The organism is Colwellia hornerae, assembly GCF_007954355.1.
Lineage (GTDB): Bacteria > Pseudomonadota > Gammaproteobacteria > Enterobacterales > Alteromonadaceae > Colwellia_A > Colwellia_A hornerae.
This window is the reverse complement of record NZ_VOLR01000010.1, coordinates 65,440-85,148: the sequence shown is the minus strand read 5'-3', so window position 1 is coordinate 85,148 and position 19,709 is coordinate 65,440. Positions and strand designations below refer to the sequence as shown.

Genomic DNA, 19,709 nt, shown 5'->3' with positions numbered 1-19,709 from the left:
GATAAGTTAATTATCAGGCTTTATCATCAAACAAATTTATAACGTTTTTAAAAACTTAAAAACCACATTGCTTACCTTTGTTTTTCTCTTTCAACCAGACTTGTAAAGGGGCAAAATAATCGAGTACCGCAGTTGCATCCATCTGCTTACTGCCCGTTAAAACTTTATAAGCTTCTTGCCAAGGTTGACTAGAGCCCATCTCTAACATGGTATTAAGTGCTTTACCCGCTGCTTTAGAGTTGTAAATTGAACAGCGATGAATGGGATCGGTATTACCCGATATTTCACAAAGCGCTTTATGAAATTCAAACTGTTGAATATGAGCTAAGAAATAGCGGCTGTAAGGCACACCTCCAGGGACATGATACTTAGCACCTGGATCAAAGGCATTAGCTTCACGAGTTAATGGTGCAGCAACACCTTGATATTTTTCACGTAACTCCCACCAAGCTGTGTTGTAATTTTCTGGTGTGATTTCACCGGAATAGACTTTCCAACGCCATTGATCAACCATTAAGCCAAAGGGAATAAAGGCTATTTTCTCGAGCGCCATTTTCATTAATAGGCCAATATCTTTTGATTGATCTGGAATAGTGTCGATTAAGCCAATTTCTTTCAAATATTTAGGTGTTACTGAAAGTGCAATGGTGTCGCCAATCGCTTCATGAAAACCATCGTTAGCACTATTTTGAAAGTAAACCGGCTGATCTTGATAAGCGCGTTGGTAGAAGTTATGCCCAAGTTCGTGGTGAATAACATTGAATTCTTCGCCTGTTTTTTGGATACACATTTTAATGCGAATATCATCTTTTGCATCAAGATCCCATGCTGAAGCGTGACAAACAACATCACGATCTGCTGGTTTAGTAAATAATGAGCGAGTCCAGAATGTTTCTGGCAGCTCATCAAAACCTAAAGATGTAAAAAAGGTTTCAGCACCAGCAACCATTTTAATTTCGTCATAGTTATTTGCAGCTAATTGCTCGGTAACATCATAACCTGGATCTGCATTCTCGGGAGCAACTAACTCGTAGATATTTCCCCATGATTGGGCCCACATATTACCCAATAAATGAGCTGGAATAGGTTGGTCTTGTGGTACCTTGTCTTCTCCGTAGGTTTTACCTAGTTCACTACGAACATAACAATGCAAGTCATCATACAAGGGTTTTACTTGCCCCCATAAACGGTCAAGTTCTTTGGCAAAGTCGTCAGCAGGCATATCGTAGTTTGAACGCCACATTGCGCCTAAATCTTTGTAACCTAAACCTTGTGCACCTTCATTACCTAACTCAGATTGACGAACAAATAAAGGTTTCATCTCAGGACTAATTGTCCGCCAACCTTGCCACATTTCTAGCAATTCGTCGTAATCACGTGACGTGGCCATTGTTGATGTCATTTCACCTAAGCTTAAGGTTTTGCCAGCTTGGGTGGTATAAGTACCTTTGCCATACATACCGCCAAGCTCTGAGCCAATTTTTGACAGTTCAGCTGACTTTTCAGAATCTTGTGGTGCAGGCATGACTAAACTTTGTTTTAAGGTATTTAATTTTCTGCGTTGAGTCTCAGTAACATCAACATGGTCAAATTTAGCTGCTGCCATAGCAAAACGAACGCCAGCTTCTGTTGATTTTTGGTTTGCTGCTGCTGACAGCGCCGCAGTATCATCGGTAATAAAATTTGAATAAATCCATTCGGCACGGTTACCCTCAATACCTAATGCGATTAATTCTTTTTCGGTAGCGTTAAGAAATGCATTGGCATCTTTTGCCGTTAATGCTTGAGCTACTTGTTTTTGTGCTTGTTGAGTTTGCGTGGTATTTTCATCGTTACACGCGGTAAGTGATGCAAGTACACACAGGGCTACGCTTGTTTGCTTGAACAGTTTTATCATAAAAGTCTTATATTTATTATTATTAAGAGATAATGTATAGCCAGTATATAAAATTGTCTAGGCGGCTTAAAGCTTTGACAGAAAAAAGCTCAGTAAATTTACTAAGTGTTTTCTAAAATAACGTTAAAGCAGAGATAATTAGAAATTCCACATTAGGTATATTTTGTGGAAAAGTTAAGATTACTATAAAAGTTAACGGATTTTTTCAACCAGCATAGTTACCTAAGGAATGGCAGTGCTTATTTAGTGCTATTATATCGCATTGAATTATATGAAAAAATATTGCCTCGCATATTCATTGTTGCGTTATTTCAAACGCTTGTTTAAACTAGGCTTAATTAATGATGAATATTTTCATTTATGGTGTAGGTAAGAGGTATCGTTGTCAGATGAGTACAAAAAACAAAATTTTAGACGCAGCAGAAAAATTATTCGCGATACAAGGTTTTAATGGTACATCGTTAAGAGAAATCACTAGCCAGGCAGAAGTTAATTTAGCTGCGGTAAATTATCATTTTGGCTCTAAGAAAGAGTTAATAAAGTCGGTAATGTCGCGCTATATGAATGAGCTTTCACCACGCTTAGAATTATCACTGGTGAATATATGTGAACAAGAAGATCTGACCTTGCTTGAGGTGTTCTCAGCTTTTATTGACCCCTTGTTATCACTTAATGAATTTAAAGAAAATGGTACTAGTAATTTTTTACAATTGCTAGGGCGAGGTTATAGTGACAGCCAAGGTTTTCTACGCTGGTTTTTAACCACGCAATATCCAGGTGTTATTAATAACTTTGTTAAAGCCGTGCAAAAAGCTTATCCAGAGTTAACGGCTGAAGAAATGTTCTGGCGTTTGCATTTCACCATGGGCACCGTGGTATTTACTATGTCGTCGAGTGACGCTTTAATCGATATTGCAAAAAGTGATTTTGATAAAAAAATGGATATTGCTGGCGTAATTAAAAAAGTTATTCCTTATGTTGCTGCAGGTGTAGCGGCTCCTTTATTATAATCTTTAATTAGTCGTTTTAATTGGATATATAAAGATCAGCCTTTGTAATTGCTATTGTTTTAGGTAAAGTAGCAACATCAAAAATTTATCATCTTCAAAGTGTGTATATGGGTCCTATTATGTTAGATGTGCTTGGCACATCTTTAACGGCAGAAGACAAAGAACTGCTGCAACATCCTCTCGTTGGCGGATTAATTTTATTTACTCGTAATTATGAATCTCCCCAACAAATAGCTGAATTAACTGCTGATATTCGCCGTGCCGCCAATAAACCCCTGCTTATTGCCGTTGATCACGAAGGTGGTCGAGTACAGCGTTTTCGTGATGGCTTCTCTCTTATTCCTGCGATGGGCAAAATTTGGCACTATGGCGATCAAAATATTGTCGCAGCTCAAGAGCTGGCTAAACAAAGTGCAATATTAATGGCCTTAGAAGTTCAAGCGGTCGGTATTGATATCAGTTTTGCGCCTATTCTTGATATTGATGATATCAGTGCGGTTATCGGTGATAGGGCTTTTCATAAAAACCCAGAAATTGTTTGTCAGCTCGCCAGTGCTTTTGTCGATGGCTTACATCTGGTTGGTATGAAGGCTACGGGTAAGCACTTTCCTGGTCATGGCAGTGTTGAAGCTGATTCGCACCTTGCCTTACCAATTGACCCTCGTTCACGTGATGAAATATTTTCGGTCGATATGTTACCTTTTAAAACGTTAATTAATAGCAATAAGGTCGATGCATTAATGCCTGCCCACGTTATTTTTCCTGATGTTGACCCCGAAGCCGTCGGTTTTTCTGCTTATTGGCTTAAAGATATTTTGCGCAAGCAACTTGGTTTTAGCGGTGTTATTTTCAGTGATGATTTATCGATGGAAGGTGCCGCATGTGTTGGTGGTTATGTCGAACGAGCTGAAGCGGCTCAACAAGCAGGTTGCGACATGTTACTGCTGTGTAATAACCGAGACAGCTGTATCGATGTTATCGACCATGCCAATATTAGTATTGATGAAAAGAGTAATCAGCGCTTGTTACGTTTATTGAAAACGTCAACGAGTGGGCTCAGAGAGTTAAAGGCAAATACTCATTGGCAACATGCTCGGCAAGCATTAGCTAAATACTTATAAAATAATTTTACCGTCCTCTTAAAAATAATAAAAATAGAGAGTTAAATGAAGTTAACTAAACAAAGTTTTATTGTGCTAGCGCCATTGCTAGCCTTTGGGTTTTACTTTTTACTACTTTGGCTGGGCCTGGCAGAAAAACCAGCAACCGCAGCCGCTATAACACTGCTCACCGTTATTTGGTGGGTTAGCGAAGCCATACCTATTCCCGCTACTTCTTTAGTCCCTTTTGCTTTATTACCGCTATTGGGGGTCGTTGATCACAAAACGGTGGCTTCATCATTAGGTAGTCACGTTATTTTGTTGTTGATGGGGGCATTTATGTTGTCAAAAGCAATAGAGAAAAGTGGCGCGCACCAAAGACTTGCTGTTTATATGGTCAAGTTAGTAGGTGTATCAAGTGGACGGCGATTAGTCTTTGGCTTTATGCTGGCGTCTGCTTTATTGAGTATGTGGATTTCAAATACCGCAACCACGTTAATTATGCTGCCCATTGCATTAGCGATACTTGCTCATGTAGATAACAAAGAACTTAAAGTTGCTCTCATTTTAGGTATTGCTTATGCCGCTTCTGTTGGGGGTATTGGTACCCCAATTGGTACGCCACCTAACGTGATTTTTATGGGGATATATGAAGAGCACACTGGCAGAGAATTTGGCTTTTTGTCATGGATGAAAATTGGTGTCCCGATAGTGTTAATTGCCTTACCTATAATGGCGTGGTGGTTAACCAGAAATGTAAGACTTGACCATGAAATAAAACTACCAGCACAAGGAGTGTGGCGAAGTGAAGAAACAAGAACACTTTGGGTTTTTGGCTTAACGGCACTTGCCTGGATCACACGTTCAGAGCCGTTTGGTGGTTGGAGTGACTTGTTAAATATTTCAATTGCGGGCGATAGCACAGTAGCCTTGTTCGCGGTGGTTTTAATGTTTTTAATACCCAATGGCAAAGGCTCGCGTCTGCTTGATTGGGATACCGCTAAAACAATACCATGGGGAATGTTGTTGTTATTTGCTGGTGGTATTGCCATTGCTAAAGGCTTTGTTGAATCAGGTCTAAGCCAGATACTAGGCGAGTGGTTGTCTTCATTGGCCAATTTACCGGTAATTGTGATGATACTGACAATTTGTTTAGTGGTTACTTATCTCACAGAAATTACCAGTAACACCGCGACAGCAACTTTGCTGATGCCTATTTTGGCCGTAGTTGCCACCTCTGCGGGTTACGATCCCATGGTATTAATGGTACCTGCCGCTATGTGTGCAAGTTGTGCGTTTATGCTACCTGTTGCCACTGCGCCCAATGCAATTGCTTATGGTACCGGTGAACTTGAAATTAAAGATATGGTGAAAGAAGGGGCAATCCTAAGTTTTATTTTGTCTTGTTTAATAGCAATTGTTTGCTATTTATTTTTGCTATAACTTGACGAAAAAGGGGCTTAACTTCAGCCCCTTTTCCTTCTATATTATTCAGTTATAGTGCCATTATTATTTATGGTACCGTTAACATTAGACCTAACATACCCAGAGTAAAGCCTAACACAGCACCCATTGGTGGAGCCCAATGATTTTCTAGTTTTACTTGTGGCGCCAAATCTTGGAATATCGAATAAAGAATTCCGCCAGAAGCGAACAGCATGACTGCGCCAATAACTTTGGGTGATTCAGATAGCCATAAATAGCCAGAAACTGCTGCTATAGGACCGAGTATTGCCATTAAAGCAAAGACCATAATAATTTTTTGAGGTTTATACACTGAAGAAGCGTTTAACTCACGATAAGCGCTAAATCCTTCAGGTAAATTTTGTAATGCGATTAATCCTGCCAGTAAATATGCACTACTACTTCCTGTTGCGAATGCCGCTCCAAGTGCTATTGATTCTGGAATAAAGTCAGCCAGCATTGCTGCCAGTTGACTAGCGGGGGTCGCTATTTTTTTAAGATAAATATCAAGCGCCATAAAACTAAGCCCACCAACGATAAACCAAATACACGCGGGTAAGATGCTAAGACTTTCTATACCTTCTGGTACTAAAACTAAAGCAATCGCTGACAACAGCGCTCCGCCGCCAAAAGCCATCACACTATGCCTTAGCTCTTGCTCAAGCCAGTCACTGCCAATTTTTTCGAAACAGGCAATGGCTGCACCTAGTGGCATAGCCAATCCAGCAAGAAATGTCGAGATGATAACAGTGAGTAATACAGACATTATTTTATCACTTAAGGAGTTAGGCCTCATTGTGAGGCTATAGTTTAAAACAATAAGAGTCGTTAGTTTAGGCCATTAAAGCCTTATAATTTGACTATTGCGTTCTATGCGTATTTATTTAAAAGCAGCGACAAAGCTGCATTTCAAATATTACAGTGATCTTTTATCAATAAGTCGAGCTAATAAAATAACCACTAAAGCCGCTGTGAAGCCACCAAAAACAACAATCATCATTTGTGGCATAGTGTAGCCAAAAAATTGCCAATTAATATCACCACAATCACCTGTTGCTTCAAATAGAGAAGGCAACCATTCATGTAAGGGCGCCCAACTAGGAAAGTTAGGTACAAACTCACAGCTATAGAGAAATGATAAAGTAGCGGATTGGATGTCAACATGCTCAATGGCAATCAATAAGCCCCATATAGCGCCAACACCCCATAGTGAAAAGGCGACTAAGCGCAAGACACTGTTTTTATTACCCATGCTGCCTACTATGCCAGCAAAGAATATTCCCCATAGTGCGGTTCGTTGGTAAATACACATAATGCAAGGAGCCAAGCCCATCACATATTGGAAATAAAGTGCTGATAATTCTAAACCAAAAGCGCTAAGAGCAAGTAATTGCCAAGCACGGGTGTTTACTGATAGATCACTTAAAAATTTCAAAATTTTTCCTTAGTCATGTTCATTGTTATCGTTTTATTTTGCTATCTGAATATATAAAAAGCGCCACACGGGCGCTTTATTTATAAAAAATCAAAGGGAAAACTAAAGATTAACTTTAGTGTTCTTCTGAAGAAGAAGCACCCTCTTTAGCACTATGATGCTGAATTAAACCAGACTCATAAAAACCTTGCGTTGATTCCTCTAAATGACCTGAAGAAATAGCCAGTAAACCGACAATAGTCAATACGATAGTATAAGGGAAAGCCATAATAACCATACGGCCATATGACAACCTAACTAATGGAGCAAGCGCCGAAGTTAATAGGAATAAAAATGCAGCTTGACCATTTGGCGTAGCGACACTTGGCAAGTTGGTACCTGTGTTAATAGCAACAGCCAGTAAATCAAATTGATCACGGTTTATTATTCCAGAAGAAAGTGCTTTTTCAATTTCAGTAATGTATACCGTGCCAACAAAAACGTTGTCACTGACCATAGACAGTACGCCGTTAGCCAAATAAAACATTACTAATTGCATATTACCTTCAAAAGTTAATACCCAAGTAATGACAGGGGTGAATAACTGTTGATCAACAATCACCGCAACTATGGCTAAAAATACCGCTAATAGCGCAGTAAAAGGTAATGCTTCTTCAAAGGCATGGCCAATTTGATGCTCTTCAGTTACGCCAGTGAATACGGTCGCAAGTATAATAACGGATAAACCAATTAAGCCAACCGGCGCTAAATGTAATGCTAAGCCGATAATCAACCAAACGGCAATTAACCCTTGCACGACTAATTTTACATTATCACTTTTGTTGCGATTTTTACTTTCTTCAATATCGAAGTCACGTAATATCTGATAAACATTTTCTGGTAGGGCGACACCATAACCAAACCATTTGAATTTTTCTAATAAAGCACAGGTTATTAAGCCGGAAAAAAATACGGGGATAGTAACTGGCGACATACGAATAGCGAATTCAATAAAGTCCCACCCCGCTTGTTGACCAATAATTAAATTTTGTGGTTCGCCAACAATAGTACAGACACCACCTAAAGCAGTACCAACACCAGCATGCATTAATAGGTTACGTAAATATCCCCTAAAACTTTGCAAGTCACTTTTTATGTTGTCATCATCTGTATGGTCAGAAGAGTGGTCTTCTCCTAAGGATGCGGCTTTATGATAGACAGAATAAAAACCGAGACCAACACTGATAATAACCGCAATTACCGTCAGTGCATCTAAAAAGGCTGATAAAAATGCGCCTGAAAAACAGAATAATAAAGAGACCACTATTTTTGAACGGATTTTAGTCACTATTTTCGTGAACAAAAAGAGCAATAAAGTCTTCATAAAGTATATTCCAGCCACCATAAATATTAGTAGCAGAATTACTTCAAAGTTAATCATTAATTCATGTTTTACATGAGCCGGTGACGTCATACCGATGGCAATAGCTTCAATCGCTAATAAACCGCCGGGTTGCAGCGGGTAACATTTTAATGCCATAGCTAAAGTGAATATGAACTCTATAACTAATGCCCAACCCGCAGTATAAGGGTCGACATAGAAAAAGAGGATAGGGTTGATCACTAAAAATGAGATTATTGCCAGCTTGTACCATTCTGGCGAATTGCCGAGAAAGTTTTTATAAAATGCACTCATGAAGGATTGTTGCATAATTGACCTATTTATTTTAAGAATATGACGAATTGTGTCTCGCCTTGAATGGATCTTGTTTTTATTATATTGGTAAAAATTAATAATAGTTTAAGCGCAATTGAAAGGCTTGTAAATAATCTATCTTTATATAACGTGATTATGGTCTTTCAATCTGAGAATATCAGGCAAGTGCCCTTTATACTATTTAATAACTTAGCAACGGTCATCTTTATTGACTCATTATTTCACTTGAGATTCGTTGCTCCCTTAGGTTTAAGTTAAATAAAAGCGGTTAAACATCAATGACTCTTTTACTTAGGGAGGTATTCAAGCACTAGCAATGATGCTTTTATAAGTAAACTCATCAATAACGGCAAAAAACAGTTGGCTTTTGTTCTTGCTTGGCTTATTTTAACTGATTATTTTATTGCTTCTCTTGAGGCGTTGACTGTTAGGTTTTAGTGTACCTAGGTGTTTTTAAACAGAGATGAGATTATGGACATAAAAGAATTAATTATATTTTTAGCCATTGGTGCTGTTGCTGGTTGGTTGGCTGGAATTCTAATGAAAGGTCGTGGTTTTGGCTTACTGGGTAATATAGTTATCGGCGTCATAGGTGCCGCATTCGGTGGTTTTGTTTTTAGTTTTTTAGGCATATCTGCAGGTGGGTTAGTTGGTTCAATTGTTACCGCAACTGCCGGTGCAGCGTTGCTGCTGTTTATTATTGGCCTTATTAAAAAGGCGTAACCTTTATTATAAATAAACGATAACAGGTCTGTGTTGACAAATTTTCCCTCATGACATTTATCAGAACAAACATTACCCTTTATTGGGGAATATGCGAAAGGATTATATAGTGAATATTTCATTTGTTGGTGAACTGGTTTTTTATTCTATGTTCATTGTTGGTGCGATAAGTTATTACTTAGGTAAACGCAAAACATCTTCTGCTAAAATTGCTACATTAATTGGCATTGTGTTATGTATTGTTCCGCCACTTAATATCGTTTATCTCATTGTCTTAATATTAAAAAATGATCTTTCCTGTTCTACAGATACTGAAAGTTCAGCGTAAAATCAAAACCGGCTTAACCCAAGAGGGCAATTATTAAAGGGGATAAATTCAATTAAATCGAACCGTGTAAATGTCAACAATAGAGGTAATAATTTAATTATACCATCCGCTTAATAAGTCAGTAAGGCTTGATTGTGTTGGTCACTCGAAAATTTAAACTAACAATTTTATTGCCATATAATAAGGTGATAACTATTTTATCTATCCGACATGGAAGTCCTATGATTAAAGTATTACTATTTGCTGTTTTAGTATCCTCTTTTACAGCATTTTCAAAAAATACCGTACTGATTGAAAATGTCACTGTTGTGTCATCCCACCTAAAAGCTCCTCAACGGCATATGAACGTGTTGGTGGAGGATGGTCGCATTGCTAAGATCACCCAAGATAAAATTATTCCTTTTGATTTTAAGATAAATGGCTCAGGAAAATTCTTAACACCGGGCTTAATGGACAGTCATGCTCACGTTTCATCAATCCCTGGTATGGGATTCGGTGTTGAGCCAATCTCAGTTAAAAATCCAAAAATTGCAGCGGCTTACTTTGCTCAACAACCCAGAAGTTTTTTATATTACGGAGTCACACAACTCCTTGACCCTAATCCTGGTTTGAACTTTAAACATTTTACATCAGCTGTAGATCATCCTGATTATTTTCGTTGTGAGGTTATTACGTCAAAGGAGACCTTTCCTTATGTCGAGAAGAAAGACGATCAATCTAAATCAATGTTTACTTATTTAGTTGATGAGCATGCTTTAGAGCATGAGGCTAATTCAGTAGAAAGTGTTGTACAAAAAATTTATAAATCGGGTGCTTCTTGCATAAAAATCTATTTTGAAAACGGATATGGCAATGCGAGCCAATGGCCAATACTTTCACCTAAAACACTTCAACGAATTAAAGTGTCTGCTGGAAAAGTGAACTTACCTATTTTAGCGCACGCAAATGCTTTAGACATGCAGCAATTAGCGCTAGCGGCAGATGTTGACGTTATCGCACATGGAATGTGGAATTGGGGTGAATATGCTCGAGAGCGCGTTATCTCTAAAGAGATATCTCAAGTACTCGACCACATAGTTGATGAAAAAGTAGGTTATATGCCGACACAAAGAGTCATAGCAGGTTTAGGCGAAGTCATGCTTGCTGACATTGTTGACTCAACTGAGTTTTTATCTATTACGCCACAGTCACTGCTAGATTGGTATAAAACTCCGCAAGCGCAATGGTTTATAGACGAGCTTCGCATTGGTTTTGATGGAATGCCTGATAAAGCAATTTCAGATGCATTTTTATATGGCCGGATCGGGAAGGGGAACATAGTGATTAATTACTTGAACAAATCTAAGCACCCCCTATTGTTAGCATCTGATTTTCCGGGTAGTCCTAGCTTTGCCAATCAACCAGGACTAACGACGTTCCAAGAAATGAAAGCGATGGCTGATGCAGGACTATCGCTAGAGGAAGTACTAGCGGCTGCAACTATTAACAATGCTAAACAATTTAAAATTGATAATGATTACGGTACGGTCGAAGTTGGTAAAATGGCTAATTTATTATTACTTAAAAAAAATCCATTAATTTCAATTGAGTCATGGAATAGTATCGATACTATAATTTTGCGTGGTAGGCCGATAAAAAGAGATACATTGGCAGTCAAAAAAGAACAGGTAATTGTTGAATAAGGGTAATAGATAGTTAGCAGATACTTCATCGCTACTTATTTTAAGCAATTATATCTAGAGTGTTAATTTTATGTTGAAGTTCAAGTGAAATAAGGAGTATTACTATGGAAAAAGTTGAATTTTCTTGGTCTAAATCAAATCTAGTGTGGTGGAGTTTCTTTTGGCGAGCAACTGTGTTTGGTGCTATTGCGGGATATATCGTGGCGATTCCAGTATCAATGTATTGTATGAGATTTATCTTAAACAAGTCATTTAAAGGCTATTCATTGCGCTTTGTTAAAGAGGAACCTTAATCCGGGTAACTAAAGGAAAAACTATCAAAAAAATGTATGTTTAATTAGGTTAATGTATAAGCCATTAAAGCAGATAATGGCTTTTTTTACTGCACGCAACATTTTAGCCAACTAAATCGCACCTCCGATCAGGGAGATTTTTATCAATAATTGATACGCATAACACGACTTTCCCTTAACATCGAAATCATGGTCTAGCGCAATGTAATCATGTCTGTTAAAAATCTATCAAAGCAGGGACCTTTTAGAAATGTTAATAAAATAGTTCAGTATTGACGTAAATATTAACCAGTAAATTGCACGTAGAGTTACTCACTTAACTACAAAAAATAATATTTATAATTTCTCAATTATAGGCTTCTGTTCCTACAGCCCTTAATTAACAGGGTATTCAAGCAGGACAAATAATAGTTGGCTATTTGTTCACTACGTTCACTTATTTTAGCCAACCATTATTTTCCGTTTATTAAGGCGTAAATGTATTTTATTTAATACAATCAAATAATTTAGTCAGTGGTTGTTATTTTGTGACAAAGTTGTGATTTAAAAGTGATTGCCTTACTTTTTAATAATTATTCTGTGATATAGCCCGTCATAAAGAAATACTAGTTTAGATAAATAGGTAACGTTGTGCTCATTAGTCATTACGCCTTCTCGAAAATGTAGTCCTGCTTTCCGATCATACCGCTAACATATATGTTTACTAATTTTGCGAGAGGAGCATAGGGCGCCTTAGTTCAATTACTGTATATGCAGGCACGATACTATGACCCCGTTATCGGGTATTTCTATTTTGAAAACTTTCTAAAAACTCATTTAATAAACTTTCCCAAAGTGCGCTAGGAAGAGGCTGCGAGGACTAAATTAATATTTCAGATCTTAGACAGTAGTGTGGCATTAGTGACAGTTAGCTCTAACTCGCTGTGGGGCACAAACCGAGATAGCTTTCTCCAACTAAATTTATAGAAATTATATCGGAAAACTTGATTCATCATTTTGATTGTTAAGTCATTAAAATCTTTATTTTCATTCATGTAAGAGAACATATCATTGCCATGACATTGGACAAACGGTGTATCCCCACTCTTGCTACTTTCTTCCATGGCATCCATCAGACAATAACTTGCTCAACCGAGTGAGTAGACGTTTCATTACTTAGTAGGCTAAATGGAATGGTAATACCAAGTAAGCTAATAGCTTGCATCTAAGCAAATAAGCTCATGAGTAAAACCATGATAGTGACTATGGTGGATTTATCGTTAACGCTATATCTCATGATGGGTTATTAGTTGTTAATCATTAATCATCAATCTATGGCACTCATGGTGACTTCGGAGTCATTAGCAGGGATCATAAGCCTTGTAAATCACCTGAATAGCAGACTAAATTCAACTAATATCTAAATAATAGTTATAAATACCACAATTTACATTTAGACTTTGTTCATATTATTGATTTTAAAGTGACTTATTGACAGCGGAGTCATAGGGTTATTGCTTATTTACACTTTACTTCTTATTTTAGTTTTAGTTTTTTAACTGTTTTAAAACAGGTGATTGTAAGTTTTACGTGTTTATTAAAGGATTTTTTAGCAAGAGTTGTAATAATTGAATATAAACTTAAACGTTACTTACTTGACATCAAAGTGACTTCGAAGTATAAATATAAGGATGGGTAATATATAGCCAATAAATATCCCATAGCTGACACTAATTATAATAATATGCACTTAAATTTTTAAGTGAAAGAACAGGGGTTATCCATGAAGCCAGTTACATCAAGAAAACTTGTTAAATCCACTATCGCGTTGGCAGTCTTCAATGCTTGTTTGAGTCAATCTGTATATGCAGAAGAAGAATCTAAAAATATCGACTCCAACAAAATTGAAAGAATTATCGTTACTGCTAACCGCCACTCTCAAGATCTACAAGAAGTATCTTCGTCTATAACAGCGTTAGGGCCAGATGATCTGGAACGAGCGGGAATTGTTGATATTACAGGCTTACAACAAGTCGTACCTGGATTGAAAATAGGTAGCTCTGGTGGTGAAGTACGCCCAGCAATGCGTGGTGCTCGTACAAATGAAGTGGGTGTAGCCGGCACAGGTATTGCTGAACAAATTGTAGGAATATTTCAAGATGGCATTTATGTTCCAACAACAACAGCAGGTATGGGCGCATTTGTTGATATTGAACGAATTGAAGTATTAAGAGGACCACAAGGTACACTTTATGGTCGTAATACCTTTGCGGGAAGTATTAATGTCATTACTAACAGTCCTGTGATGGATGAGGTTGAAGGTAATATAAAAATAACAACGGGTGCTTACAATCGCAGTGCATATGAGGGAGTGATAAATATTCCTCTAGCTGATAATTTAGCAACACGTATTGTTATCGCTTCCGATAGACATGATGGTTATATTAATAATCACGTTATACCAGGCCCTTCAGATGATTTACGTGAAAAAAACGCGTTTTATGCTCGTTCAATTACGCGCTATGAGCCAAATGAAAACTTTAATGCCACGATCCGTATAGATTACTCTAAAAAAGATGCTAACTCTGAAGCCATTTGGGGGTATCAACAAATAGCAGGTTATTCGTTAACTGAAACGGGAACAGGTTCAGGTGTTTTTAACCCTAATGCCACTGTCACCCAAGGCCATATTTATCAACCTAGCGACACTGAACGCAATGACGCTGGGCCTTATGATGTTTATCGAAATGCAATGTCTTTAGATAAGCAAGAAGCTTTTTCTGCTACGGCCACTTTAGAATGGTATACAGATATGGCTGATTTTAAGTGGACATCAAACTATTCTGAATTAAGCGGTAAACAATTTTATGACAATGATTATAGTGATGGCGGCTTAGACTTTGTTGGTGGATTTGGTCGTCAAGACGATCAAAAAACTATCTCAACAGAATTACAAATATCATCAAATCATGATGGCCCTTTACAGTGGATCGCGGGTGTTTATTATTTTGATCAAGAAGCTGACTGGGAATGGGTCTGGCGAGAAGATACCACAGGAAATGGTGTAGCCGATTCGTTAGTTGTTCCAGGTTGGGGGAATCCAGATCATGACCCACATACTTCAAATTCAATCGCTGCTTTTGGACAACTTCGTTATGAAGTATCAGATAATTTACGTTTAGTCGGTGGTTTACGTTACAACAAGGATGAAAAAACATTTACCGGTGACAGTATTCCAGATTGGGATGATTCAGCGGTATTGTGGAAAACAGCTATTGAGTTCGACCAAAGCGATGATCTAATGCTTTATGCTTCAGCGTCTACGGGTGTTAGAACCGGTGGCGCAAACGATGGTCGTGTTGTATCTCGTGGTGCAGACCCTTTATATGATAATGAAGAAGTAACATCATATGAATTAGGTATGAAAAGTACATTACTCGATGGCGAAATGCGTTTAAACATATCGGTATTTTTAAATGAATACGAAGATGTAAAAGCACAATTATTTGCTGTAGCTTGTAGTGATACAACAAGCACAGATACCGTTTTAGACTGTGTTAATGCTGGAACGACCCAAAGCTTCGAATACTACGAAAATGGTGGCGGCATAGACACTACCGGTGCAGAAATTGATATGCAGTGGTACCCAATAGATAACTTATCAATTTCAGGTACATTTACATGGCTTGATGCTGAGTTTTCAGAAGACTTTGCAGTAGGTAACGACTTGTTGCGTCCATTACTTGGCTTAGGAAATATCGATGGCCGCCAAGATATAAATAACAATGACAGTCAATTTAGTTTTGCTGGTTGGTCTCCAGCAATGGCTCCAGAGTATACTGTTGGTCTTGCTGCGACATATGAAATCGATTTAGGTAAAGGAGCATTTCTAATTCCACACATACAAGTGAATTATAGTGATGACTATTATGCTTTCGATACGAATATTCCAGAAGCTAAAGTTGATGCTCATGCAATGATTGATGCTCGAGTAAGTTGGATCATCCAAGAAAACATACAAATGGATTTCTTTGTTAAAAACTTAACAGATGAAACTATACTTACGCGTGCTGTTGTACATTCACAAATTCGTGATGCAAAGCCTCTCAATTCAGTACAAGCAAACTGGAATGACCCAAGAACTTGGGGTGTGAGCCTAAAGTACACATTCTAATTTAATTAGTTTAGTGATAAAAAAGCCGTAGTAATATCTACGGCTTTTTTATGAATGCATATTATTAAGTTATATATTTATCAAAGCTAAAATTATTTTTAGTTCGTTAGAAAAATTAGTTATGTTCACTGTTTATATAAGATTATGTAATCTAGGATTATGTATATACTAATCCGATGTTAAATACTGGAATGTTGTAATGGTAAAAAATCTTTTCTGGCCTTTCCTTTTTATTTTCTTACATTTTTCAAGCTCTGCAAATGAGTGTAAAGTTATCAACGCTGCTTGCAGTTCTACTTGGTATCCAGTGTCATTTTTATTATCTGAAAATCAAAATAGAGCAAGTGGGGTTGCGGTCGAAATTGTACGTGCTGCCAATAAAAAGTTAAATGTAGATATAATATTTAATTGCCAGCTGCCTTGGAAGAGAGCAATCAGTTATTTAGATTCAGGTAAAATAGATATGCTAGTTGGCCATTATTTGAATCCAAAGCGTGAACAAAACTGGCAAGTAAGTGATGGTTTATTTGTTGATGATATTCGAGCCGTATACTTAGATAAAAGACTCGAAGTTGAGAAAATCTCCGACTTAAAAGGTCTAGTTGGCGTGAAACCAAGCGGGGCAAGTTATGGAGCTGTTATTGATGAATATACATCTGGAGAAATATCAGGTTATAAAATTGGTGAACTTAAAAATAATTCCGCGATGATCGGCCAACTTTTAGCTGGCAGGGTTGATTATGTGTTATCAGAAAAAAGAAATATTCAAGGTTATGCAGAAATGCTTGGTTTAGTTGATGTAATTAAACTATCTGACTCTTTAAGTTTAAATTCAGTTCACTTCTCATTTGCAAAAACTTCTCCTTGCGCAAAATATTCAGATAAATTTAATATCTTGATTAAACATTATCAAGCATCCGGATTAGTTAATACTTTATTTGAACAAGCTAGGGATGATTTTCGTAAACGTGAGTCATTTTTGTTTATTAAAAATGACTATAAAGCTTTATTCAATAATAAATGAATAACACTAAGCTGCTTTTTACAGGTTGAGTTACAGCTGATAAAAGTTGATAGCAGTTTTTGCCGTTAAATAGTTAGCTTCATGGTTATTATAGACCGATGTGATCTCTTGCCATTGGATGAATAAATCAGCATACGAGATATAAAGTTTATCAACAGGGAAATTAGAGCCAAACATACAACGTTCAGGGCCAAAAATTTCAATCGCAGCATGTGCGTAACGTTGAAAGCTTTCTGGCTCAAAAGCGTGTTTAAACATTGAAAACCCTGAAAGCTTCATATAACAATTCGGTAGATGAGCAAACGCTTTCATCTGTTTTGTCCAAAAAGAAAAACCTTCCTTTGACTGGTCCCAAGGAGAAGCAAAGTGACAAATAGCGACTTTTAACTCTGGCACTTTTTCCAAGGTTTCTAGCACAATTTTATATTGTTCACTCGTTAATTGTAGGTCGAAACTCATGGACTTACTGGCCAAATATTGCCAGTTATGCAACCAAATGCTAGGAATAAATTCAGGGAGGAATTTATTTTCTTCAGGGCTTTTACCTATAATATCTCTAACGCCGCGAGTGATGCCAAAAGGTAAATGAGCAGCAAGCTGTTGTTCAATAGATGGCTGACGCATGTCAATCGCCACAACGGCAGCAGAAGGAAAACGTATATTATCACTTTGAGTTGATTGAGATAAATGGTGTATGAGTGCCGTTTCTTCTAATGAATGTGAGGCACCGACTTGGATATGAACACTTTGACTTATTTTGTGCTGATGATCTGTAGCAAAACTTTCAGGAAGGTAGTTTTTTCTGATTGGGTCGGGTTGACCAAAAAATCGCTTTTCACCCTTGGCAGCAAGCCAAGGGTAATGGACCGCGTCTAAATCCCAAAGGTGATGGTGAGCATCAACCCACGATGTTATTTGACTCATACAAACGGATAGGACAAATTGAAACCTTTACAAATAGCTAACCAATCTACTTGAAAGCATTCTTCGACTATTAAATTATCTTCTAATCGTATTATCGAGGTAATAGGGATGCGTATGCGATTAAAACTGCCATTCTCAATGTAGTCACCATCAATATGCCATTGCACAGCAATTGTGTTTTGTTTCTCATCAAAGCACATATGCTCAAGCTGACAGTAATTACGATTCATTCTATTGTGTAATTGCAAATGAAACTTTCTTAATGCGGAATAACCTTGGTTTGTACCAAACCCTGATATGGTCACTTCGGCATCAGCATGATAAATATTTACAAAGCTGGCAAAATGTTTTTCTTGCCAGATGTTCCACCATTGCGTCATTACTTGATTGATGTCTTTAGGCATATCGCAGATATCAGAGGGGATCGCATGGTAGCTTTGTGGGTGCATTTGATGATCAAACTGACTCAACAGCAAAGGATCAGGTGCCGGTAATTCTGCAATAACTTGTGCCGGCGTTAAATTTAATAGTTTCGCTAGTTTAACGGTATCGACTATAGCGTGCAGGCGTTTAATATGTACATTGTTATGCTCTAAGAAAAACGTGATAGAAACACTTTGCCCGGTTTCATCATCGGCCAATTCAAAATAGAGGGCAGAAAACGCTTCACCCTGCACGGTTTGCTTTTTAGACAGTGCTAAAAAGCCATATTGCTCAAGACTTTTTAACCATAATTTTTCGATTTGCATATTACCGTAGGCGGTAAAATCGTGTTGTTTCCAAGACGTGCTATGCAGTACATTCGAAGATAGTTGCGCGATATCACCTTGAGTATATAGCTCAATGAGTTTATTAAACATAATTAAGCTCCTTCCTGTAGTAAGGGTAACGACTTGCCTGATTCTCTGATCATATTAGCGTAAAGTGAAATTTCATCAAAAACAGTGACTTCCTTAATTATTTTTTGATTTTGTACTCGTAGATGAGTACAGCCTAGTACAAAAAATTGACTGCCTTTTAGCGAAGCTAGACGTTCAATATGTGGAGAATAAGTACCTGCAACCGACCAACGAAGCGCAATATCAATAGTATCGCCATCAAAACCGACAACAGCAACATGATCTATTGTCATTTTGGCATCGGGACATTGTGCTAACCATTGAATGATGGTGCCACTAATTTGTGCAAGACCCGTTGATTTTCTTCCCCCTGGCCATTGTTGTGCGGCGGCAACATGGTAAAAGTCAGTTAAGGTTGAGAATTGCTTTTGATTGAATATGGTTTGTGCCCATGATTGTACAAAGCTCTCAACGGTCCAACTTTTATCGGAAAAACCTAAAGGTGCTCTGTGTTCTTTTTTTCGTACACGGTCAAACTCATCGCTATACCAAGTATTAAACGTGTCATTTTGTACCAGCTTCGAAAAATGAATCGCAGCGTCAATCAAGTCAATACCGAGTTGAGCGATTAGAAAGCTATTATCACGTACTAACCATTCTTTAATAATTCTATTTTCAAAACATACACAGTCAGCAATAGTGGTTACTCGACCGGTTTTATTTGTTGCTAAGCCAAAATCAGAGTTACCCGTATTGGTCATGATGCTTGTGATTAAATGTGAAGAATAATAAGTGTTATCATCTTCTTCTTTCCAAATCACATTTTCGCCAATTAAGCTTCTGTCAGGAAATGCGGCAATGGTTTTTAACGTACCTTGAACGACTTGCTCAACACATTCAAAATATCCGCCTAGGGTAAAAACAGGACAAATATCACTATAGTATTTATAACAAAGCCCAACGTTCTTTTGCTCCCAAATTCGATGGGTTATACGAATAATATAATCAACAATATCAATAAATTCCTCATCAAATCCATCAAGATTTTGTTGTTTTTCTCCCGAAGGATTTAACAATTTTGTGAGCGGTTGCCAATGCACTTGGGTGATTGTATTTTTAAGTGTAGAACTCATCATATTAC

16 protein-coding genes are annotated in these 19,709 nt (G+C 37.6%); 9 read left to right on the top strand and 7 right to left on the bottom strand.

Annotated elements, in window-relative coordinates; all coding sequences use genetic code 11:
* Nucleotides 1-55: 55 nt before the first annotated feature.
* Complete coding sequence (locus tag ESZ26_RS08770) at nt 56-1,897, bottom strand: M2 family metallopeptidase (protein ID WP_146799368.1); 1,842 nt, start codon at nt 1,895-1,897, stop codon at nt 56-58.
* A 389-nt stretch (nt 1,898-2,286) separates the two neighbouring features.
* Here ESZ26_RS08770 and psrA point away from each other — a divergent pair, with 389 nt between their 5' ends.
* The 3 genes from psrA (at nt 2,287) to ESZ26_RS08755 (ending at nt 5,450) form a co-directional block, all read left to right on the top strand.
* The gene (gene psrA, locus ESZ26_RS08765) at nt 2,287-2,907 is read left to right on the top strand and encodes a TetR family transcriptional repressor PsrA (RefSeq protein WP_146799435.1); all 621 of its coding nucleotides are present in this window, start codon (nt 2,287-2,289) and stop codon (nt 2,905-2,907) included.
* A gap of 83 nt (nt 2,908-2,990) precedes the next feature.
* Complete coding sequence (gene nagZ / locus ESZ26_RS08760; protein WP_223271608.1) at nt 2,991-4,028, top strand: beta-N-acetylhexosaminidase; 1,038 nt, start codon at nt 2,991-2,993, stop codon at nt 4,026-4,028.
* Nucleotides 4,029-4,073: 45 nt separating this feature from the next.
* On the top strand, nt 4,074-5,450 hold the full coding sequence (locus ESZ26_RS08755) for an SLC13 family permease (RefSeq protein ID WP_146799366.1): 1,377 nt from the start codon (nt 4,074-4,076) through the stop codon (nt 5,448-5,450).
* Nucleotides 5,451-5,520: 70 nt separating this feature from the next.
* Here ESZ26_RS08755 and ESZ26_RS08750 read toward each other — a convergent pair whose 3' ends face one another.
* The 3 genes from ESZ26_RS08750 to nhaB form a co-directional block, all read right to left on the bottom strand.
* Nucleotides 5,521-6,237, bottom strand: a complete 717-nt coding sequence (locus ESZ26_RS08750) for a ZIP family metal transporter (RefSeq protein WP_146799365.1) — start codon at nt 6,235-6,237, stop codon at nt 5,521-5,523.
* A 150-nt stretch (nt 6,238-6,387) separates the two neighbouring features.
* On the bottom strand, nt 6,388-6,906 hold the full coding sequence (dsbB, locus tag ESZ26_RS08745; protein WP_146799364.1) for a disulfide bond formation protein DsbB: 519 nt from the start codon (nt 6,904-6,906) through the stop codon (nt 6,388-6,390).
* A 115-nt stretch (nt 6,907-7,021) separates the two neighbouring features.
* A complete protein-coding gene (gene nhaB / locus ESZ26_RS08740) occupies nt 7,022-8,596 on the bottom strand; it encodes a sodium/proton antiporter NhaB (RefSeq protein ID WP_146799363.1) in 1,575 nt (524 codons plus the stop codon).
* A 477-nt stretch (nt 8,597-9,073) separates the two neighbouring features.
* Here nhaB and ESZ26_RS08735 point away from each other — a divergent pair, with 477 nt between their 5' ends.
* From ESZ26_RS08735 to ESZ26_RS08710, 6 genes are all read left to right on the top strand, one after another.
* Complete coding sequence (locus tag ESZ26_RS08735) at nt 9,074-9,325, top strand: GlsB/YeaQ/YmgE family stress response membrane protein (RefSeq protein ID WP_146799362.1); 252 nt, start codon at nt 9,074-9,076, stop codon at nt 9,323-9,325.
* Nucleotides 9,326-9,434: 109 nt separating this feature from the next.
* A complete protein-coding gene (locus ESZ26_RS08730) occupies nt 9,435-9,653 on the top strand; it encodes a hypothetical protein (protein WP_223271603.1) in 219 nt (72 codons plus the stop codon).
* A 221-nt stretch (nt 9,654-9,874) separates the two neighbouring features.
* The gene (locus tag ESZ26_RS08725; RefSeq protein WP_223271604.1) at nt 9,875-11,335 is read left to right on the top strand and encodes an amidohydrolase family protein; all 1,461 of its coding nucleotides are present in this window, start codon (nt 9,875-9,877) and stop codon (nt 11,333-11,335) included.
* 104 nt (nt 11,336-11,439) lie between these two features.
* A complete protein-coding gene (locus ESZ26_RS08720; RefSeq protein ID WP_146799360.1) occupies nt 11,440-11,628 on the top strand; it encodes a hypothetical protein in 189 nt (62 codons plus the stop codon).
* Between the two features lie 1,762 nt (nt 11,629-13,390).
* Complete coding sequence (locus ESZ26_RS08715) at nt 13,391-15,781, top strand: TonB-dependent receptor (protein WP_146799359.1); 2,391 nt, start codon at nt 13,391-13,393, stop codon at nt 15,779-15,781.
* A gap of 199 nt (nt 15,782-15,980) precedes the next feature.
* The gene (locus ESZ26_RS08710) at nt 15,981-16,805 is read left to right on the top strand and encodes a substrate-binding periplasmic protein (protein WP_146799358.1); all 825 of its coding nucleotides are present in this window, start codon (nt 15,981-15,983) and stop codon (nt 16,803-16,805) included.
* Between the two features lie 30 nt (nt 16,806-16,835).
* On the opposite strand, the gene ESZ26_RS08705 is transcribed toward ESZ26_RS08710, so the two are convergent.
* Genes ESZ26_RS08705 through ESZ26_RS08695 form a run of 3 tightly spaced genes read right to left on the bottom strand, consistent with a single transcriptional unit; the run spans nt 16,836 to nt 19,704 of the window.
* Nucleotides 16,836-17,729: an amidohydrolase family protein gene (locus tag ESZ26_RS08705; protein ID WP_146799357.1), complete on the bottom strand. Its 894-nt coding sequence runs from the start codon at nt 17,727-17,729 to the stop codon at nt 16,836-16,838.
* Complete coding sequence (locus tag ESZ26_RS08700) at nt 17,726-18,589, bottom strand: nuclear transport factor 2 family protein (RefSeq protein ID WP_146799356.1); 864 nt, start codon at nt 18,587-18,589, stop codon at nt 17,726-17,728. Before ESZ26_RS08700 ends, ESZ26_RS08705 begins: the two co-directional genes overlap by 4 nt.
* Before the next feature lie 2 nt (nt 18,590-18,591).
* A complete protein-coding gene (locus ESZ26_RS08695; protein ID WP_223271605.1) occupies nt 18,592-19,704 on the bottom strand; it encodes a nuclear transport factor 2 family protein in 1,113 nt (370 codons plus the stop codon).
* Between the last annotated feature and the right edge of the window lie 5 nt (nt 19,705-19,709).

What these genes read in the sequence shown, in the direction of transcription:
- ESZ26_RS08735 (WP_146799362.1), top strand. Translation starts at nt 9,074, where the DNA reads ATGGACATAAAAGAATTAATTATATTTTTAGCCATTGGTGCTGTTGCT.
- ESZ26_RS08705 (WP_146799357.1), bottom strand. Translation starts at nt 17,729, where the DNA reads ATGAGTCAAATAACATCGTGGGTTGATGCTCACCATCACCTTTGGGAT.
- ESZ26_RS08710 (WP_146799358.1), top strand. Translation starts at nt 15,981, where the DNA reads ATGGTAAAAAATCTTTTCTGGCCTTTCCTTTTTATTTTCTTACATTTT.
- nhaB (WP_146799363.1), bottom strand. Translation starts at nt 8,596, where the DNA reads ATGCAACAATCCTTCATGAGTGCATTTTATAAAAACTTTCTCGGCAAT.
- ESZ26_RS08720 (WP_146799360.1), top strand. Translation starts at nt 11,440, where the DNA reads ATGGAAAAAGTTGAATTTTCTTGGTCTAAATCAAATCTAGTGTGGTGG.
- ESZ26_RS08725 (WP_223271604.1), top strand. Translation starts at nt 9,875, where the DNA reads ATGATTAAAGTATTACTATTTGCTGTTTTAGTATCCTCTTTTACAGCA.
- ESZ26_RS08750 (WP_146799365.1), bottom strand. Translation starts at nt 6,237, where the DNA reads ATGTCTGTATTACTCACTGTTATCATCTCGACATTTCTTGCTGGATTG.
- ESZ26_RS08770 (WP_146799368.1), bottom strand. Translation starts at nt 1,897, where the DNA reads ATGATAAAACTGTTCAAGCAAACAAGCGTAGCCCTGTGTGTACTTGCA.
- ESZ26_RS08715 (WP_146799359.1), top strand. Translation starts at nt 13,391, where the DNA reads ATGAAGCCAGTTACATCAAGAAAACTTGTTAAATCCACTATCGCGTTG.
- psrA (WP_146799435.1), top strand. Translation starts at nt 2,287, where the DNA reads ATGAGTACAAAAAACAAAATTTTAGACGCAGCAGAAAAATTATTCGCG.
- ESZ26_RS08700 (WP_146799356.1), bottom strand. Translation starts at nt 18,589, where the DNA reads ATGTTTAATAAACTCATTGAGCTATATACTCAAGGTGATATCGCGCAA.
- ESZ26_RS08755 (WP_146799366.1), top strand. Translation starts at nt 4,074, where the DNA reads ATGAAGTTAACTAAACAAAGTTTTATTGTGCTAGCGCCATTGCTAGCC.
- ESZ26_RS08695 (WP_223271605.1), bottom strand. Translation starts at nt 19,704, where the DNA reads ATGATGAGTTCTACACTTAAAAATACAATCACCCAAGTGCATTGGCAA.